This window comes from Brachybacterium avium (genome assembly GCF_002216795.1).
In the GTDB taxonomy this organism is placed as follows: domain Bacteria; phylum Actinomycetota; class Actinomycetes; order Actinomycetales; family Dermabacteraceae; genus Brachybacterium; species Brachybacterium avium.
In genome coordinates, this window is the sequence record NZ_CP022316.1 from 2749447 (window position 1) to 2763961 (window position 14515).

A 14515-nucleotide genomic window follows, 5' to 3' on the forward strand; every position below is an offset into this window, starting at 1 on the left:
CTCCCTCTCAGCCGCCGATCGCGCTCATGGGGCGCTCCGGCTGTACGAAGTCCTCGCGGTCCATGCCGTGGCCGGCCTTCTTCCCCCACTGGGCCGCGCGCCAGATCTCGGCGATCGCCTCGTCATCGCCGCCCGAGCGCAGCGCGCCGAGCAGGTCCGTCTCCTCGCGGGAGAACAGGCAGGTGCGCACGCGGCCCTCGGCCGTGAGTCGGGTGCGGCGGCAGTCGGCGCAGAACGGACGGGTCACCGACGCGATGATCCCGACCCGCCCGCGGTGGCGCCCGCCGGCACGGTCGGCCACCTCGAACAGCTCCGCGGGCGCGCCGTTGCGGGCCTCGGCGACGGGGGAGAGGGTGAAGCGGTCGGCGAGCATCGAGTGGACGTCCCCGGCGGTGATCATCGCGCCGCGATCCCAGATGTGGTCCGCATCCAGCGGCATCTGCTCGATCACTCGCAGCTGGAGCTCACGCTCCAGGCACCAGTCCAGCAGGTCCGGCAGCTCATGGTCATTGACCCCGGGCAGCAGCACGGCGTTGATCTTGATCGGTGACAGCCCGGCCTCGCGCGCGCCGTCGATGCCCGCCAGCACCCGGTGCAGCAGGGGACGTCGGCTGAGACGCTCGAAGGTCTCCGAGACCACCGAATCCAGCGAGACGTTGATCCGGTCCAGGCCCGCAGCGCGCAGCGTTGCGGCGCGGTGGTCGAGACCGATCGCGTTCGTGGTCAAAGAGATGTCCGGGCGCTGCTCGAGCGCTGCGACCCCGGCGATGATCTCCTCGAGGTCGGGGCGGGTCAGCGGCTCGCCGCCGGTGAACCGGACCTGCTCGATGCCCAGATGCTCCACGCCGATGCGCACCAGGCGCACCACCTCGTCCACGCTCAGCAGCTGATCCTTCTTCAGGAACGTCATCCCCGAGGCGGGCATGCAGTAGGTGCAGCGCAGGTTGCAGAAATCGGTCAGCGAGAGCCGCAGGTCGGTCGCCTCCCGGCCGAAGCGATCCGCGAGGGCAGGGGTGTCGGGACGATCGGAGGTGTCCGGGAGGGACGCGGCCGTCTCGTCGGTCCTGCGCGGCGTCGGCATCCCCAGCGAGATGCGGCGCGAAGCCATCTGCTCACCTGCTTCCGGTGTGGCCCGGCCGGGGCCGGGGTGGGTATCCAGCATACGGGGGAGAGCTGCTCGGTGGTGGGGACCGAGGACCCGCTCCGGCGCCCCGGACCGTCAGCACCGCCGGGCGGACGGGGCACGCCATACTGGGAGGGCGCCGACGGGAGCATCACCCGTGGCGCGGATCAGCCCAGCCCGGCGACAGGAAAGAGCATGCGATGTCGGAGGACCAGCGGATCCCCCTGGCGGACCACGTGGCGGACGCCGTCGCCCTGCTGGGGGCCGTGCGGGGGACCGAGGTGCTCCCGCTCGGGGGAGCGCGGTCGGGCGCATCGCCCTGGTCGAGCTGCGCTCCCGCGTCGACGTCCCCGGCCATGACAACTCGCAGATGGACGGCTTCGCGCTGGCCGCCGCCGACCTGGCCGCCGCCGGCGAGGGCGTGACCCTGCCGCTGGGACCGATGATCGCCGCCGGCGATGCCCCCGGCACCCTGGAGCCCGGCACCGCGCGCCCGATCATGACCGGCGCGCCGATCCCCGACGGCGCCGATCTGGTGATCCCCGTCGAGGAGAGCGCCCGGGGCCGGTTCACACCCGCGGCCGCGGCGGACACCGCCGTCACCCTCGTCCCCACCTCTGCCGAGCCCGGCCGCTTCGTGCGCGCCCGCGGCTCGGACACCCGTCGCGGTGACACCGTGCTCCGCGAGGGACGTCTGCTCACCCCGCCGCGGATCGCCCACCTCGCCGCCTGCGGGGTCCGCGACCTTCAGGTGCGGGCGCCGGTGCGCACGATCGTGCTGTCCACCGGCTCCGAGGTCCGCTCCGCCGGGGGCGGTGCTCCCGGCCCCGGGGCCCTGTTCGACGCCAACGGCCCGGGGCTCACCGCGGCCCTCGCCGAAGCCGGCGCAGAGGTGGTGCACACCGGCGCCGTGCCCGATGATGCGGCGACGCTGCTGGAGCACCTGCGCGCGCAGGTCCTCAGCCACGACGCCGACCTCGTGGTCACCAGCGGCGGAGTGAGCATGGGGGCGGTCGAGGTGGTCCGCCACGCGGCCGGGCACGACGGGGTCGCTCTCGCCTTCCCGACGGTCGCGATGCAGCCCGGCGGCCCTCAGGGCATCGGCACCCTCGAGGTCGAGGGCCGCCGTGTCCCCTGGCTGGCCTTCCCCGGGAACCCCGTCTCCGCGCTGCTCAGCTGCGAGCTGATCGCCCGGCCCGCCCTCGGTGCCCCGGCCCGTCGGCGGCTGCGCCTGCCGATCCGGCTCGCGGCCGAGGAGCCCTCACCGCCGGGCCTGGACCAGTACCGTCGAGCCCGGGTGCTCCCGTCGGGGCAGGTACGACTGGTGGGCGGCGCCTCCTCGCACCTGCTCGGCGGATATGCCACCGCCGACGCCCTGGTCCTGGTGCCGCGGGGCACCGCCGTCGTCCGTGACGGCGACGAGCTCGAGACCCTGCTGATCCCTGGAGGAGACTCATGAACGATCTGTCCCACGTGCGGGCCGACGGCTCCGCCCACATGGTCGACGTGACCGAGAAGGCGCTCACCTCCCGCGAGGCGAGCGCCCGTGCGGTGCTGCGCACCCGGCCCGACGTCGTCGGCCGCATCGCCAGCGGCGACCTGCCCAAGGGCGAGGCCCTGGCCACCGCCCGGATCGCGGGCATCATGGGGGCCAAGCGCACCCCTGAGCTGATCCCGCTGTGCCATCCGCTGCCGCTGTCCGGCGTCGAACTGGATCTGCTGCCCCGCGAGGACCGCGTGGAGATCACCGCGCGGGTGCGCACCAAAGGCGTCACCGGTGTCGAGATGGAAGCACTGACCGCCGCGACCGTCGCCGCACTGACCGTGTACGACATGATCAAAGCGGTCGATCACCTCGCGACCATCGAGGGCGTGCAGGTGCTGACGAAGTCCGGCGGCCGCAGCGGGGACTGGACCCGCGCCAGCGCCCAGGCGCATACGCCGGCCCCGGCGGGAGCCGGAGAGGAGCGAGGATGAAGCACGTCCCGGCCCGACGCACCGACGCCGACTGCACCGTGCGCGAGGACCCGGCGGAGATCCCCGCTCTGCGCGGCACCGCCAGGGTCATCATCGCCTCCACCCGCGCCGCCGACGGCAGCTATGAGGACCGCACCGGACCTCGCCTGGTGCAGTGGCTGCAGGCGCGCGGCCTCGACGCCGTCGACAAGCGGGTGGTCAGCGACGGCCCGGAGGTCGGGCAGGCGCTCGCCGTCGCGCTCGGGGAGGGCATCGACATCGTGGTCACCTCCGGAGGCACCGGCATCAGCCCCACCGACGTCACCCCCGAGCAGACCGCGCCGCTGATCGACCGGGAGATGCCCGGGATCCTGGAGGCGGTGCGTCGCCGCGGGGCCGAGAAGATCGCGACCGCCCTGCTCAGCCGTGGACTCGCCGGGATGGCAGGGCGCAGCTTCGTGGTCAACCTGCCCGGCTCCCGCGGCGGGGTGGAGGACGGCATCGCCGTGCTCGACCCGATCCTCGACCATCTGCTGGAACAGCGCGACGGAGGAGACCACGCATGACGAGCAACAGAACAACCGCCGCCGGAGCGGGCAGCGGCGAGCGGGTGCAGCTCGACCCGACCCGCGGCGCCACCCCCTTCGGGTCCGGTGGCGAGGACCTGCGCATCGCGGGGGACCCCACGATGGGCGATGCCGCCGAACGCACCCGGTGCGGCGAGATCAGTGAGGAGCCGCTGGCTGTGGACCGGATGATCTCCGCGGTCACCGATCCTCGCTGCGGCGCGGTGGTCACCTTCGACGGCGTGGTGCGCGATCACGACGGCGGGCGCGGGGTGGATCGGCTGGAGTACTCCGCGCACCCCAGTGCGGGGACGGTCATCGCCGAGGTCGCCCGCGAGATCGCCGCACGCTATCCGGACACCCTGGTCGCCGTCGCCCACCGCCACGGCCCCCTCGTGATCGGGGACTCGGCCCTGGTGTGCGCCGTCGCCGCGCCGCACCGCAAGCAGGCCTTCGCCGCCTGCGACGACCTGGTCGACACCGTCAAGCAGCGGGTGCCGATCTGGAAGCATCAGATCTTCGACGACGGTGCGGCCGAATGGGTGGGGGCGCTGGGCTGATGCGCATCCTCCACCTGAGCGACACCCACCTCTACGGCGACCCCGCCGCCCGCCACTACGGACGCATCGACACGGAGGCCGCCCTGCGCGGCCTGCTGGAGAGGCTCGAGGGGCTGGGCGATATCGACGCCGTGGTCCACACCGGGGATGCCTCCGAGGACGGCACCGCCGAGAGCTACCACCGGCTGCACGAGATCCTCGATCCCTTCGCGGCCTCGGTCCAGGCGCCGCTCGCGGTGGCGATGGGCAATCACGACGTCTCCGTCGTCTATGGGGAGAGCGTCACCCCCGGCCAGCGGGTGGCCGAACGGCAGGATCGCGTGGTGCCGCTGCCGGGAGGGGGGCGGCTGGTGCTGCTGGACTCCAGCGTCCCCGGTGCCGGGTACGGGCATCTCGAGGCGGCCCAGCTGCACTGGCTGGCCACCGTGCTGGCCGAGCCTGCGCCGGCCGGGACGGTGCTCGCGCTCCATCACCCGCCGCTGGTCGCCGCGACGGCGCTGCTGCGTGCTCTGGACCTCGACGACCTGGCGGAGCTGGGCGCGGTCCTGGAGGGCTCGGACGTGCGGATCGTGCTGGCCGGTCATTACCATCATGCGATGACCGGGTCGATCGCCGGGATCCCGGTCCACGTCGCCCCCGGTGTCACCAATGTTGTCGACCCTTTCGCTGCCGGCGGCCATGAGCAGGCGCTGGCGCTGTCCGGAGCGAGCCTGATCGAGCTGGGGCAGGGGCTCCCGCAGGTGATCAGCGCGGTGCATCCGAACCGGGGCGACGCGCTCGAGGACGTGGAACGGCCGGTGTACCGCTTGAGCCCCGAGGAGGTCGCGCGGATCGTGGCGGCCGCGGGTCGGTGACCGGAGGGCCGCCCTCGCAGCACGATCGGCGGTCGGCACCCGGTGGAACCGGACAGACGGAAGCCCCTGCAGAGGCGGTCTGCAAGGGCTTCGACGAGGGGGGCGGTGGTCAGCGACCCATGCCGATGGAGCTGATCCCCTGGCTCGAGCGAGCCTTGGCCAGTGCGGCGTAGTCCGCGCCGAGGCGGCTTCCACCGACCAGGCGCTGGCGCTCGATGTCCTGGCCCTGCATACGGTCGGAGAGGCGCTCCAGAGCGGAGCTGAGGTTGCGGAGGAAGGTCATGATCGATGCCCTTTCGGTGAGTGGCGAGGTGATCGCCCGGGCTTCTGGATCGCAGGCGCCCCGGCGGAATCGATGACTCCTTTTTATCGCTTGGACAAGGGGAAGTCACGGGTTCTCGTCGCCCAAGTCGGCGAGTTCACAAAAAGCATGTGACCTGGTGCTCGTCCGCTCCCCGTTGTGGTGGTGAAGGCGGCCCGGGCAGTTGCGGCGGATTCGCGTGCAGGCGTGTCGGATCCAGGGTCGGTGTCCTCCTGTGCGTCTCGCTCGCGACCAGCTTTTAGCACTCGCCTTGCATGAGTGCCAGCGAAGGTTCTACAGTTGCGCCGTTGGCAGTCAACGGCCGAGAGTGCCAGAGGCTGCCGCAGAGGGATCTACCCCGGTCGGCACCGCGACGACGATCGGGAACGGGTCCCGCCACCCAAGAACTCACGCAGAGTCACATCTCTTCATGAAGGAGTGAGCCGCATGTCGGTCTCCATCAAGCCCCTCGAGGATCGTGTCGTCGTCAAGCCGCTCGAGGCCGAGCAGACCACCGCCTCCGGCCTGGTCATCCCGGACACCGCGAAGGAGAAGCCCCAGGAGGGCGAGGTCGTCGCCGTCGGCGCCGGCCGTTTCGACGACAAGGGCGAGCGCGTGCCCATGGACGTCAAGGTCGGCGACAAGGTCGTCTTCTCCAAGTACGGCGGCACCGAGCTCAAGTACGGCAACGACGAGTACCTCGTGCTCGGCGCCCGTGACATCCTCGCGGTCATCAACGACTGAGTGAACTGAGGCTCATAAAGTTATGGCAAAGGAAATTCTGTACAACGAGGATGCGCGCCGCGCCCTCGAGCGCGGTGTCGACAAGCTCGCGAACACCGTCAAGGTGACGCTCGGCCCCCGCGGCCGCAACGTCGTCCTGGACAAGAAGTGGGGCGCCCCCACCATCACCAACGATGGCGTGACCATCGCCCGTGAGATCGAGCTCGAGGACTCCTACGAGAACCTCGGCGCGCAGCTCACGAAGGAGGTCGCGACCAAGACCAACGACGTGGCCGGCGACGGCACCACCACCGCCACCGTCCTCGCACAGGCCATCGTGCACGAGGGCCTGCGCAACGTCGCCTCCGGCGCCGCTCCGTCGGCGCTGAAGCGCGGCATCGAGAAGGCCGTGGACGCGCTCTCCGAGAAGCTCGCGGAGATCGCCACCCCGGTCGACGGCAAGGCGCAGATCGCCTCGGTCGCCTCGGTGTCCAGCCAGGACCGGGAAATCGGCGACCTGCTCGCCGAGGCCTTCGACAAGGTCGGCAAGGACGGCGTCATCACGGTGGAGGAGTCCTCCACCACCGCGATGGAGCTGGACTTCACCGAGGGGATGCAGTTCGACAAGGGCTACATCTCCCCGCACTTCGTCACCGATGCGGATCGCCAGGAGACCGTCCTGGAGGATGCGCACGTGCTGCTGCACCAGGGCAAGATCTCGGCCGTGGCCGACATCCTGCCCCTGCTGGAGCAGGTCGTCGAGGGCGGCAAGCCGCTGTTCATCATCGCGGAGGACGTCGACGGCGAGGCCCTGTCCACGCTGGTCGTCAACAAGATCCGCGGCACCTTCAAGGGTGCGGCGGTCAAGGCTCCCGCGTTCGGTGATCGCCGCAAGGCGATGCTCCAGGACATCGCCGTGCTCACCGGTGCCCAGGTCGTGACCTCCGACCTCGGTCTGGACCTCAAGACCGTCGGCACCGAGGTGCTCGGCCGGGCGGGCCGCGTCGTCATCACCAAGGACTCCACCACCATCGTGGGCGGCGCCGGTGATGACCAGGCCGTGGACGACCGGGTCGCGCAGATCCGCGCCGAGATCGAGAACACCGATTCCGACTGGGATCGCGAGAAGCTCCAGGAGCGCCTCGCGAAGCTGGCCGGCGGCGTCTCCGTGATCAAGGTCGGGGCTCACACCGAGGTGGAGCTCAAGGAGAAGAAGATGCGCATCGAGGACGCGGTCTCCGCGACCCGCGCTGCCATCGAGGAGGGCATCGTGGCCGGTGGCGGAAGCGCCATCGTCCAGGCCTCCGCCGTCCTGGCCGACGGCCTGGGGCTCGAGGGCGACGAGGCCGTGGGCGTGCGCGCCGTGGCCCGTGCGGTCGTCGAGCCGCTGCGCTGGATCGCCGAGAACGCTGGTCTCGAGGGCTACGTCGTCGTCGAGAAGGTCAAGGAGGCTCAGACCGGCACCGGACTGAACGCCTCGACCGGCGAGTACGTCGACCTCGTCTCCGCAGGCATCATCGACCCGGTCAAGGTCACCCGCTCCGCTCTGCGGAACGCGGCCTCGATCGCCGGCATGGTGCTGACCACCGAGACCCTCGTCATCGAGAAGCAGGACACCGACGAGGACTGACGGTGACGCCGTGAGCCGGTGCTCAGCACTGCGCTGAGCCGGCGCGCATGGCCCGGGGCGGGCGGCAGGGGTGACCCTGCCGCCCGCCCCGTCTCCATCCCGGCAACCGGCATCGGTGCTGGTCGTGCACGACCCGTCGGAGTGGCCGCGACCCGGCGCGCCCGCCTCGGGATGTCGCCGGGCGGCTTAGAATGGTCTGCGTCACATGAGATCGATGGCAGGAGGAGCAGTGGTGATCAGCACTCCCGATGCCTCCGCCCCGGTCGAGGGCGGAGACCTGCCCACCCGGACCTTCGGCCCGCCCGCCGCCGTGGTGATCGGCAGCCTGGTGGTGGGCATCTTCTTCCTCGTGGTGCTCGAGTTCCTGGTGATCATCAGCTTCGTCGGCCAGAAGCTGTGGCGGGATCCGGCGCTGATGCACGATCTGGTGTTCACCCTGCCGCTGTTGATCTGGGTGCTGATCGCTGTCGCGGTGACGGTGGTGTGCCTGCGGGTGATCACCTCCTGGCTCCACATCGACGAGGACGGCTTCGTCCTCCGGAGCCTGTTCCGTCGTACCCGCAGCGTCCGCTGGGAGGATGTCGGGCTGGTCATCGCCGCGCGGGACATCGATCGCGGTTCACCTGCTGCAGAAGCGCTCGACGCCCCCGAGACCGCCTATGACGGCGTCTACGTGATGGATTCCGCTGGTCGCCGGATCCTGGCGGTCTCGAGCCGGTTCTTCGGTCACCGCGCGCAGGAGATGACGCTGCACCGCTCCCGGGAGGCCGGCGTGCGCATCGAGCACATCGACGCGATCACCCACCTCGAGCTGCGTCAGCAGGCACCGCAGGCGATGAGCTTCGTGGATCGCCATCCCAACCTGCTGCTGGCCGCGCTGATCCTGTTCTACATCGGCCACAACCTGCTCACCTTCATCGTGTGGGGGCTGTGAGCCGTCCGCCCGCCGCAGACGGCTCACCGGACCCGCGTCCCGGACGTGCCGCCCGGCGACGTGCTCGACGACCCCCGCCGCCGCTGGCCCAGCGCGAGGGCCTGGACGCCGTGCGCTGGCAGGTCCCCCACGACGCCGCCCCCGGTCGAGGTGCGCTCGAGCTGCTGCAGGAGCGCTTCCCCGCGCTCGCGGATCCGGCCGCGACTCCGCTGCCGGCGCGCTTCGCCGCCGGGGAGATCGTCGATGCCCAGGGGCGGGCCTGGGCCGCCGAGGATCTGGTCGGCCCGGGGGAGCAGCTGTGGTTCCACCGCGAGCTGCGTGCCGAAGCGGTCCCTGAGGTCGAGCTGCCCGTCCTGCACCGGGACGAGCATCTGCTGGTGATCGACAAGCCGCACGACATCGCCACCATGCCCCGCGGCGCGCATATCCTCGCCAGCGCGCTGGTGCGGCTGCGACGCGCCACCGGGATCCAGACCCTGGTGCCGCTGCATCGCTTGGATCGGCGTACCGCCGGAGTGCTCGCGTTCGGTATCCGCCCTGCAGAGCGGTCCGTCTATCACCAGCTGTTCGCTCGCCACGAGGTGGACAAGGCCTATGAGGCGCTCGTGGTCCCGGAGCCGGGCTCGTCGCTCCCGCGCGGCCCGGGGGAGCGGTGCACGATGCGGGACCGCTTGCTCAAGCAGCGCGGCGAGCTCACCACTGGGGTCCTCACCGGACCGGCGAACGCCGAGACCGAGCTCGAGGTGCTCGAGGCCGGGAGCGAGGGCGTGCTGCGGGTGGGGCTGTGGCCGCGCACCGGTCGGACCCACCAGCTGCGCGCCCAGCTCGCCGTACGCGGGGCGCCGATCCTGGGGGAGGACCTGTACTGGCCCTCGCAGCGGTCACGGCCGGCCCTGACTCTTCAGCCCGGGGCCTGCCGCTCCAGCTGCTGGCACGGCGCCTCGCCTTCGTCGATCCCGTCACCGCGGAGCGTCGGGAATTCCGCAGCGAGCAGGAGCTGACCGCACGGTCTCGTACCCTGGGGCCGTGAGCGCCCCCCGCATCCCCGACCGTGACGTGCCGCCGCCGGCCCCGCGCCGCACCCGCGCCGGAGAGGTGGTCGTGGGCCCCACCGTCCGTGCGCGCTACGTGCCCGCCGCGCTCATCGGGCTGCCCCTGGTGGCAGTGCTGCTGAGCACCTTCGCCGGTGCGGGGATCCAGCAGTGGCGCTCTTCGCGCCTGCGCGCCGGGCACGACGGAATGCTCGAGCAGCTCCTCGCCCCCGCCTGGGCGCAGCTGCTGCTCGGCGCCGTCCTGCTCTGGGGGCTGCTCGCGCTGTGGGCGCTGATACCGCTGGTCCTGACTCATCGCGTGGTGCTGCTGGACGAGCGGGCAGGGACGCTGGCGCTGCGCAGAGGCCTGCGCATCGCCGACCGAGCACCGCTGTCGCAGGTTCGCTATGCGACCGGCGACAGCGAGCGCGGCGGGGTCGCACTGATCGGGCTGGAGAAGGGGGGCGCCCGCGGCGAGGGGGAGGCTCTGCGGCAGTGGGTGGTGCCCGAGAGCGGGTGGGACGACGCCGCCTTCGACGGACTGCGCACCCTGCAGACTGCAGCCGGTCTGCGCCCTGCCCCGCCCCGCGCGGTCCTGGTGCGCGAGAGCCGTCGGATCCACCGCGAGCGCAACCACCGGGAGCTCGCCGCCCGCCTCGGGATGCCCTGGCGGGAGGAGTATGTCCGTGACGAGGCCGCCTTCCGGGACGAGTTCGACCGGATCCGCCGCATGCTCGGCGGCAAGGAGCAGCGGCGGGACGAGGACCCCCGCCCCTGAAGCGCGGGCCCAGGGAACCGGGAGGCTCAGAAGATGGCGCGCAGGCCGAGGACGACCGCGGCACCGATGCCCGCAGCGGCGGGGAGGGTGATGATCCAGGCCAGGAAGATCGGCCGCATCAGCTTCCAGTTGGCCGCATGGTTGACGATCCCGACGCCGAGGACGGCACCGATCAGGATGTGCGTGGAGGAGACCGGCAGTCCGAGCACCGAGGCCAGCAGCACGACGGTGGCGGCGGCGACCTCGGCGGCGAAGCCCGAGGACGGATGCATGGCGGTCAGCCCGGTGCCGACGGTGTGGATCACCTTGCGGCCCACGAACCACAGCCCGGAGACCAGAGCGATGCCGAAGGCGACCAGCACTGCGGTGGGGACAGCGGCCTCCTGCCCGATCTCCCCGGTGCGCAGCACATCGAGCACTGCGGCGAAGGGCCCGATGGCGTTGGCGATGTCGTTGGCGCCGTGGCTGAAGGCGAAGGCGCAGGCGGTGAAGACCTGCATCCAGCTGAACATGATGAAGGTCGCCCGCGAGATCGACTGCTTCTTCAGAGCGCGGGCGAACACGGTGGTCGCCACCCAGACGCCCACCGCGAGCATCACCAGCATCAGCACGCCGCCCGCGAGCGGGATGTCCAGGCCCACGTTCTTCAGACCCTTGAACACGAGCATCGCCGCCAGCAGCACGGAGGTGCCCGCCGCGAGCGGGGGCACGCGCTTCTCGAGCGCGTGATAGGCGGCCCGACGCTCCACCTTCCGCGCCGCCTTGCGCTGCTTCTTGGACAGGTGCGAGGCCTGTTCGGCGAGTTCCGCCCCGGGCCCGCCGGGAGTGAGGTCGAGCGCGGCGGACTCGGCGAAGGCCAGCTGCTGGAGCTCGGAGACGCGCTCGTACCCGTACAGGTGACGGCCCTGCGCGTCCTCGTCCTCGTCCTCGTCGTCATCGTCGTCGTCCTCGGCGTCGTCGAACCCGCGGGATCCCAGGGCGATCGCCCGGGCGGCGGGTGCGAGGACATGCCGCTTGATCGCACCGAAGAGGAGGTACGCGGTCACGCCGCCGAGCAGGGGGGAGAGGACCCAGGAGACGACGATCTTGCCGATCTCGCCCCACTGCACCATCTCGAATCCACCGGTGCCGGTGACCACCCCGGTGGTGACGGCCGCGCCGACGATGCCGCCGATGATCGCGTGGGTGGTCGAGACCGGCCACCCCATCCGGGTGGCGAGGAGCAGCCACACGGCGGCGCCCAGCAGGGCGGCCATCATGATGTAGGCGAAGGACAGCGGATCCACGTGCATGGCATCGATGTCGACGATGCCGCTGCGTACGGTCTCGGTGACCGAGCTGCCGGCGAGGACCGCGCCGGAGACCTCGAAGACGGCGGCGACCACGAGCGCCTGCTTCATGGTCAGCGTCCCCGCCCCGACGCTGGTGCCGAAGGAGTTGGCGACGTCGTTGCCACCGATGTTGAACGCCATGAACAGCCCGAAGGCGATCGCGAGGATCAGCAGGAAGACATTGACATCGGTGCCGGTGTGGGTGAACGCCCAGATGGTGAAGGCGACAGCGGCGGCCGCCGTCATCAGCCCGGCACCGAGGTGCCAGTTGCGGTCGGGGCCGAGGAATCCCGTGGAGACGGGGGCGTCGGTGGTCTTCGGGGCGGGCGTGCCAGGCATCGTCGAGTTCCCGGGGGTGAGGAGGATGGGGGCACCGGCGAGCCCGTGGGCGCTCCGGAAGCCCCGACAGGGCCGCGGCCACTCTAGGCGGTCGGGCGTCCCTGCGGCGACCAACGAGCGAACATCCCCCGCACTCCGCACGACGTCACAGCGCGGTGTGCTCCGCGGCACCCGTCCGCGGACCACCTGCTGCGGCAGCGGTTCCGGCAGGTGATCGGACGCTCGGGCCCGGCGACCTCAGGCGTGAGCCTGCCCACCACCTCCGACGACGCAGGTCAATGACCTCGGGCGCGCACCGCGCTGTGGCGGGCGAGGCACCACGCGAACCGGTTGCGCCGCTACCATCGATCCATGACGAGCGCGGATCCCTTCGGTTTCATCGGACTCACCTACGACGACGTCCTCCTCCTGCCGGGCGAGACGGATGTGATCCCCTCCGAGGCGGACACCTCCAGCCGTCTCACGCGCGAGATCTCCTTGAAGATCCCGCTGGCCAGCGCCGCGATGGACACCGTCACCGAATCGCGGATGGCGATCGCGATGGCCCGGCACGGGGGCATCGGCATCCTCCACCGCAACCTCTCCATCGAGGACCAGGCCCACCAGGTGGATCTGGTCAAGCGCACCCAGACCGGCCGCATCACCAACCCCGTCACCATCGGCCCCGAGGCCACCCTCGAGGATTTCGACGCCCTGTGCGGGCAGTTCCGTGTCTCCGGGCTGCCGGTGGTTGATCCGGACCTGCTCCTGCTGGGCATCTGCACCAACCGCGACCTGCGTTTCATCCCGGTCGCGGAGTGGGCGAGCACGAAGGTCGGCGACGTCATGACCACGGAGCTGTTCACGGCCCCCGACGATGTCACCTCCGAGCAGGCCACCGCGATGCTGCGGAAGAACAAGCGCGAGCGCCTGCCGCTGGTCGATGGCGGCGGCCGTCTGACCGGTCTCATCACCGTGAAGGACTTCGTGAAGTCCGAGCAGTTCCCCGACGCCTCCAAGGACGGCCAGGGCCGTCTGCTGGTCGGCGCGGGGGTGGGTTTCTTCGGGGACTCCCTCGAGCGGGCCGCAGCGCTGCGGGAGGCCGGGGTGGATGTGCTGGTGGTCGACACCGCCAACGGCCACGCCCGCCTCGCGCTGGAGATGATCCGCTCCATCAAGAGCGACCCCTACTTCGCGGACGTCCAGGTGATCGGCGGCAACGTCGCCACCCGCGCCGGGGCGCAGGCCCTGGTGGATGCGGGCGCCGACGCCGTGAAGGTCGGCGTCGGCCCGGGCTCGATCTGCACCACCCGCGTGGTCGCCGGCGTCGGCGTCCCGCAGATCACCGCGATCTACGAGGCCGCCAAGGCGTGCGGCCCGGCCGGGGTGCCGCTGATCGGCGACGGCGGCCTGCAGTACTCCGGCGACATCGCCAAGGCGCTGGTCGCCGGGGCGGACACCGTGATGGTGGGCTCCCTGCTGGCCGGCACCGAGGAGTCCCCGGGTGAGGTGGTGCTGGTGGGCGGCAAGCAGTACAAGGCCTACCGCGGCATGGGCTCGCTCGGTGCCATGTCCTCCCGCGGCAAGAAGTCCTTCTCCAAGGACCGCTACTTCCAGGCCGACGTCCCCAGCGACGACAAGATCGTGCCCGAGGGCATCGAGGGCCGGGTCTCCTACAAGGGTCAGCTCGGCTCCGTCGTCCACCAGCTCACCGGCGGCCTGCACCAGTCGATGTTCTACGTCGGCGCGAACACCGTGCCCGACCTGAAGGAGCAGGGGAAGTTCGTGCGGATCACCGCCGCCGGGCTCAAGGAGTCCCACCCGCACGACATGGCCGCGATCATGGAGGCCCCGAACTACAGCTCGCACTGACCGGGAGCGGGGACGCGGCCGGGGGGAGAGCGAGACCCTCGGCCGCCAGCTGCTCAGCTCTCGGTGCTCGCGGCCTGCTCCGCCACCCGGGTGCCGTGCTGGTAGCCGATCAGCCACAGCACGCCGTAGCGGTCCCGCACCTGCCCGTCGGATGCGCCCCAGGGCCGTCGCTGCAGTTCATCGACCACCTCGCCGCCCTCGGCGAGTCCGACGAACCAGGTGCGCAGCGTCGTCGGCTCCGCGGCGCCCAGCAGGGCGACCATGAGCCCGCGGGCGGAGAACGGCTCCTCGCCCTCGCCGGCGTCGGCGACGAACAGCTCCACCGCACCGCTGAGCACCCCGTGGGCGATCGCGGAGCCCGGGCCGTCGGCCCGCTCGAACTGGGCGAAGGTGTGCTGCTCGACGGTGCCGCCGAACACGCCGCGGTAGAAATCGAGCGCCTCCGCCGCGGTGCCGGGCAGGTGGAGGTACAGGGACGGTGCGGGCATGGGCTCTCCTCCGGATCGTGCCGTCGCCCCGGGGACCGGAGCGGGCGTGG

General features: G+C 71.4%; 15 protein-coding genes. 11 read left to right on the forward strand and 4 right to left on the reverse strand.

The genetic code is table 11. The features are described 5' to 3' along the window. Positions 1-7 precede the first annotated feature (7 nt). Entirely contained in the window at positions 8-1108 is a 1101-nt protein-coding gene (gene moaA, locus CFK39_RS12295) for a GTP 3',8-cyclase MoaA (protein ID WP_089065707.1), read from the reverse strand. On the opposite strand from moaA, the gene CFK39_RS12300 reads away from it, so the two are divergent. From CFK39_RS12300 to CFK39_RS12320, 5 genes are all read left to right on the forward strand, one after another. After that, a complete protein-coding gene (locus tag CFK39_RS12300) occupies positions 1092-2582 on the forward strand; it encodes a molybdopterin molybdotransferase MoeA (RefSeq protein ID WP_245822557.1) in 1491 nt (496 codons plus the stop codon). The genes moaA and CFK39_RS12300 overlap by 17 nt on opposite strands. Continuing rightward, positions 2579-3100, forward strand: a complete 522-nt coding sequence (moaC, locus tag CFK39_RS12305; RefSeq protein ID WP_089065708.1) for a cyclic pyranopterin monophosphate synthase MoaC — start codon at positions 2579-2581, stop codon at positions 3098-3100. The genes CFK39_RS12300 and moaC overlap by 4 nt, the downstream gene beginning before the upstream one ends. Next, complete coding sequence (locus tag CFK39_RS12310) at positions 3097-3645, forward strand: MogA/MoaB family molybdenum cofactor biosynthesis protein (protein WP_089065709.1); 549 nt, start codon at positions 3097-3099, stop codon at positions 3643-3645. The genes moaC and CFK39_RS12310 overlap by 4 nt, the downstream gene beginning before the upstream one ends. A 188-nt stretch (positions 3646-3833) precedes the next feature. Beyond that, the gene (locus tag CFK39_RS12315) at positions 3834-4205 is read left to right on the forward strand and encodes a molybdenum cofactor biosynthesis protein MoaE (protein WP_420836223.1); all 372 of its coding nucleotides are present in this window, start codon (positions 3834-3836) and stop codon (positions 4203-4205) included. Beyond that, positions 4205-5059 carry a metallophosphoesterase gene (locus CFK39_RS12320; protein ID WP_089066431.1) on the forward strand — a complete coding sequence of 285 codons (855 nt, stop codon included), beginning with the start codon at positions 4205-4207 and terminating at the stop codon, positions 5057-5059. The genes CFK39_RS12315 and CFK39_RS12320 overlap by 1 nt, the downstream gene beginning before the upstream one ends. A 109-nt stretch (positions 5060-5168) precedes the next feature. Here the strand turns inward: CFK39_RS12320 and CFK39_RS16280 are convergent, their stop codons facing one another. Next, on the reverse strand, positions 5169-5342 hold the full coding sequence (locus CFK39_RS16280) for a hypothetical protein (RefSeq protein ID WP_157697164.1): 174 nt from the start codon (positions 5340-5342) through the stop codon (positions 5169-5171). A 465-nt stretch (positions 5343-5807) separates the two neighbouring features. Between CFK39_RS16280 and groES the strand changes: the two genes are divergently transcribed. From groES to CFK39_RS12345, 5 genes are all read left to right on the forward strand, one after another. Further along, a complete protein-coding gene (gene groES, locus CFK39_RS12325; RefSeq protein ID WP_089065710.1) occupies positions 5808-6104 on the forward strand; it encodes a co-chaperone GroES in 297 nt (98 codons plus the stop codon). A gap of 22 nt (positions 6105-6126) precedes the next feature. Further along, complete coding sequence (gene groL / locus CFK39_RS12330) at positions 6127-7713, forward strand: chaperonin GroEL (RefSeq protein ID WP_089065711.1); 1587 nt, start codon at positions 6127-6129, stop codon at positions 7711-7713. A 232-nt stretch (positions 7714-7945) separates the two neighbouring features. Continuing rightward, positions 7946-8647, forward strand: a complete 702-nt coding sequence (locus tag CFK39_RS12335; RefSeq protein WP_245822559.1) for a hypothetical protein — start codon at positions 7946-7948, stop codon at positions 8645-8647. Continuing rightward, positions 8644-9648, forward strand: coding sequence for a pseudouridine synthase (locus CFK39_RS12340; protein WP_245822561.1), 1005 nt, complete (start codon positions 8644-8646; stop codon positions 9646-9648). Before CFK39_RS12335 ends, CFK39_RS12340 begins: the two co-directional genes overlap by 4 nt. 25 nt (positions 9649-9673) lie before the next feature. Next, positions 9674-10456 carry a hypothetical protein gene (locus CFK39_RS12345; RefSeq protein WP_245822562.1) on the forward strand — a complete coding sequence of 261 codons (783 nt, stop codon included), beginning with the start codon at positions 9674-9676 and terminating at the stop codon, positions 10454-10456. A 26-nt stretch (positions 10457-10482) separates the two neighbouring features. Here CFK39_RS12345 and CFK39_RS12350 read toward each other — a convergent pair whose 3' ends face one another. After that, positions 10483-12126 carry an inorganic phosphate transporter gene (locus CFK39_RS12350; protein WP_089065713.1) on the reverse strand — a complete coding sequence of 548 codons (1644 nt, stop codon included), beginning with the start codon at positions 12124-12126 and terminating at the stop codon, positions 10483-10485. Positions 12127-12477: 351 nt separating this feature from the next. On the opposite strand from CFK39_RS12350, the gene guaB reads away from it, so the two are divergent. Beyond that, the gene (gene guaB / locus CFK39_RS12355; RefSeq protein ID WP_089065714.1) at positions 12478-13977 is read left to right on the forward strand and encodes an IMP dehydrogenase; all 1500 of its coding nucleotides are present in this window, start codon (positions 12478-12480) and stop codon (positions 13975-13977) included. A gap of 53 nt (positions 13978-14030) precedes the next feature. On the opposite strand, the gene CFK39_RS12360 is transcribed toward guaB, so the two are convergent. After that, on the reverse strand, positions 14031-14465 hold the full coding sequence (locus CFK39_RS12360) for a VOC family protein (RefSeq protein WP_089065715.1): 435 nt from the start codon (positions 14463-14465) through the stop codon (positions 14031-14033). Positions 14466-14515: the final 50 nt, after the last annotated feature.

Coding starts and splice junctions, on each gene's coding strand:
- moaC (WP_089065708.1), top strand. CDS start 2,579: ATGAACGATCTGTCCCACGTGCGGGCCGACGGCTCCGCCCACATGGTC.
- moaA (WP_089065707.1), bottom strand. CDS start 1,108: ATGGCTTCGCGCCGCATCTCGCTGGGGATGCCGACGCCGCGCAGGACC.
- CFK39_RS12315 (WP_420836223.1), top strand. CDS start 3,834: ATGATCTCCGCGGTCACCGATCCTCGCTGCGGCGCGGTGGTCACCTTC.
- guaB (WP_089065714.1), top strand. CDS start 12,478: ATGACGAGCGCGGATCCCTTCGGTTTCATCGGACTCACCTACGACGAC.
- CFK39_RS12320 (WP_089066431.1), top strand. CDS start 4,205: ATGCGCATCCTCCACCTGAGCGACACCCACCTCTACGGCGACCCCGCC.
- CFK39_RS12300 (WP_245822557.1), top strand. CDS start 1,092: ATGCGGCGCGAAGCCATCTGCTCACCTGCTTCCGGTGTGGCCCGGCCG.
- CFK39_RS16280 (WP_157697164.1), bottom strand. CDS start 5,342: ATGACCTTCCTCCGCAACCTCAGCTCCGCTCTGGAGCGCCTCTCCGAC.
- groL (WP_089065711.1), top strand. CDS start 6,127: ATGGCAAAGGAAATTCTGTACAACGAGGATGCGCGCCGCGCCCTCGAG.
- groES (WP_089065710.1), top strand. CDS start 5,808: ATGTCGGTCTCCATCAAGCCCCTCGAGGATCGTGTCGTCGTCAAGCCG.
- CFK39_RS12310 (WP_089065709.1), top strand. CDS start 3,097: ATGAAGCACGTCCCGGCCCGACGCACCGACGCCGACTGCACCGTGCGC.
- CFK39_RS12350 (WP_089065713.1), bottom strand. CDS start 12,126: ATGCCTGGCACGCCCGCCCCGAAGACCACCGACGCCCCCGTCTCCACG.
- CFK39_RS12360 (WP_089065715.1), bottom strand. CDS start 14,465: ATGCCCGCACCGTCCCTGTACCTCCACCTGCCCGGCACCGCGGCGGAG.